Origin of the sequence: Mesorhizobium sp. M2A.F.Ca.ET.037.01.1.1, from assembly GCF_003998075.1 — a bacterium.
In the GTDB taxonomy this organism is placed as follows: domain Bacteria; phylum Pseudomonadota; class Alphaproteobacteria; order Rhizobiales; family Rhizobiaceae; genus Mesorhizobium.
This window is the reverse complement of sequence record NZ_RZSA01000969.1, coordinates 1-2422: the sequence shown is the minus strand read 5'-3', so window position 1 is coordinate 2422 and position 2422 is coordinate 1. Positions and strand designations below refer to the sequence as shown.

Annotated in this window: 3 protein-coding genes; all 3 read right to left on the bottom strand. The window is 57.3% G+C overall.

From position 1 onward, the window contains the following. Positions 1-500: aldehyde dehydrogenase family protein (locus tag EOA27_RS32075; protein WP_127258203.1), on the bottom strand; the 500-nt coding region annotated here is incomplete at its 3' end. A gap of 153 nt (positions 501-653) precedes the next feature. After that, a complete protein-coding gene (dapA, locus tag EOA27_RS32070) occupies positions 654-1562 on the bottom strand; it encodes a 4-hydroxy-tetrahydrodipicolinate synthase (RefSeq protein WP_127258200.1) in 909 nt (302 codons plus the stop codon). Between the two features lie 106 nt (positions 1563-1668). After that, on the bottom strand, positions 1669-2422 hold a 754-nt coding region (locus EOA27_RS32065; protein WP_145970674.1), incomplete at its 5' end, for a hydantoinase B/oxoprolinase family protein.

Here is a 2422-nt window from a genome sequence, read left to right as displayed (position 1 = left end):
CCCAAGGCGCCTGCGATCTTGCGGATCACGTTGCTTGCGGGAAAGTTCCAGGCCGCGAATGCCGCAACTGGACCAACCGGCTCTTTGAACACCATCTGGCGTACATTGGGTAGGCGGGCGGGCACGATGCGGCCATACGCTCGCTTCCCCTCCTCAGCATACCAGCGGGTCACATCAGCGGAAAAATGAACTTCCGGTACGGACTCGGCAAGCGGTTTGCCGTTTTCCTGCGTTAAGACCTTGCCGATCTGATGCTCGCGTTCCTCTATCAGATCCGCAGCCTTCATCATGATCTGGTAGCGCTGCTGCGCGGTCATCGCCCGCCAGACCTTGAAACCTTTGGCTGCGGCCGCGAGTGCTTCTTCGATGTCGGCCTCGCTGGCTAAAGGCACCTTGGCCAGAACCTCTTCAGTTGCAGGGTTTATAAGTTCCTGCTCCCGGCCGTCGCTCGCCTGTCGCCAGACGCCGTCGATCAGCAGCTCGATTTTCTCATCATACATCTTGATCTTCTTTCAGTACTTACTTCGGTATCGTGTGACGGATAAGCGATCAGAGTTCGCCACCCGGATATCGCGCTGGAACGAAACAGTGTGTTGAGCAAACTGTAGCTGAATGGGAATCTATGCCCAGCACGATACGAGCAGAGCACATGCTTATTCCACCGAAGCGATGACGCCGGATACGTCTGCTGATCTCAGGATTGAAGTGACGGTCTCCACCTGGGCGTCAGAATAGGGAAGCAGAGGCTCGCGCGGCGCGCCAACCGGTTGTCCGAGGATTGTCATGACGGTCTTGATGCCAGCGTAGAAACTTCCCGCTTTGAAGCACCGATAGATCGCGAACAACGCAGGCTCGAGCCTATCGATCGTCAGTATGTCACCGGCAACGCACGCGTCATAGTAGCTGCGTACTAGCTTGCCTGATAGCTGATGTGCCATGGCGACAACACCGACGCAGCCTACAGGCAGGGCTGCGCGAATCATTGTTTCATACCCGACAAATACGGCCAGACGATCCTTCACTTTCGCGCACAACTCGGTCACCTGCTGGATGTCAGCGGAGGAGTCCTTGATGGCGACCACATTTTCGATATCGGCCAGCTTGCTAATCAGATCAGGGGTCATGTTCACCCCAATCCTCGCCGGGCTGTTGTACAGCATAATTGGCAGTCTCGTTGCTGCGGCAACGCGCTTGTAGAAGAGCTCCGTCTCCCTTAGGTCTGGTTTTGCGTATATTGGCGGCAGCGCGAGAATACCGTCGCATCCGGCGGCTTCGGCGGCTGCGCACAATCCCATTACTACGTCGTTGCGAAGGTCCGACACACCCGCAATTACCGGAACCTTTCCTGCTGCGACCTCCACGGTTGCTTTAAACAGGGCGACGCGTTCCTCGACGGTCATAGTGTAAAACTCGCCGGTGCTGCCGCAGACAATCAGTCCGTCGGCGCCGTTGGCAATGTTTGCGAGCTCAAATTCCTTGAAGCGTTCGAAATCGATGCTTCCATCGGTCATGAAGGGCGTCACCAGGACGCTATGTATGCCTCGCCAGCTCGTCTTGCTCATTTGATATCTCTCATCGGTGGATTGAATCGTGTTGTTGCTGGCCCGCGGCATAGAGGCGTGTAGTTGACAATTGCAGCCAGCGCGTCCGCCTTGTCATACGCTAAGGTTAGGCTGGGGCCTTCATGGCTCTCGCGTATTCCAGCTCCGCTTCGTTCAGCTTGTAGATATCGATGGCGCGTTCCCTACTAACCTTACCGTCGAAGAGGTCTTGGGCGAGCAACTTGCGATCGCGATGTTCCGGCTTTCCGAAGCCACCCCCTCCGGCCGTCTGAAGCACAAGCCGATCGCCCTTTTTCATCTTGGTGACTATCTTGGATCTTATAGTCTCCTTCGATTGGTCAGCGCGGATGATGTAGGCGAAGCTCTTCTCTCCCGGTAAGCCCCCATCGGCACCTGCAGCAGCGTGGAAGTGGCGTTCCCCGCGATATGAGACCGTTATCTCCCCTTCCAGAAGCTCGACATCCTGGAAGCACCCCAATCCGCCGCGTTGCTTGCCAGCGCCGCCACTGTCGGACGCTATGCCGAGGCAATGGATCCGCAAGGGCGCTTCCATCTCGACGGTTTCGACCGGAACGTTGCCAGTGTTGGTTGCGTCGGTTTCGATAACGTCAACGCCGTCGGCTCCGATGCTCGCTCCTGAACCACTTACGAGCACTTGCGACATCACGAAACGCCCGTGGCTTGGCACGGTGCCGCCGTAATCTAGTTTGACGAGTTGGGCGGCCGAATCGGCCGGAATTTTCATCGGTGTTGCCTGACGCACCGCCCCCAGAATGACTCCGGTCAAGAGCTTGATCGTTGCCGCGCGGCAACCGATAGGTGCAGGCTCCTGCGGATTGACCAGCGAGCCCTCCGGAAGC

Coding starts and splice junctions, on each gene's coding strand:
- dapA (WP_127258200.1), bottom strand. CDS start 1,562: ATGAGCAAGACGAGCTGGCGAGGCATACATAGCGTCCTGGTGACGCCC.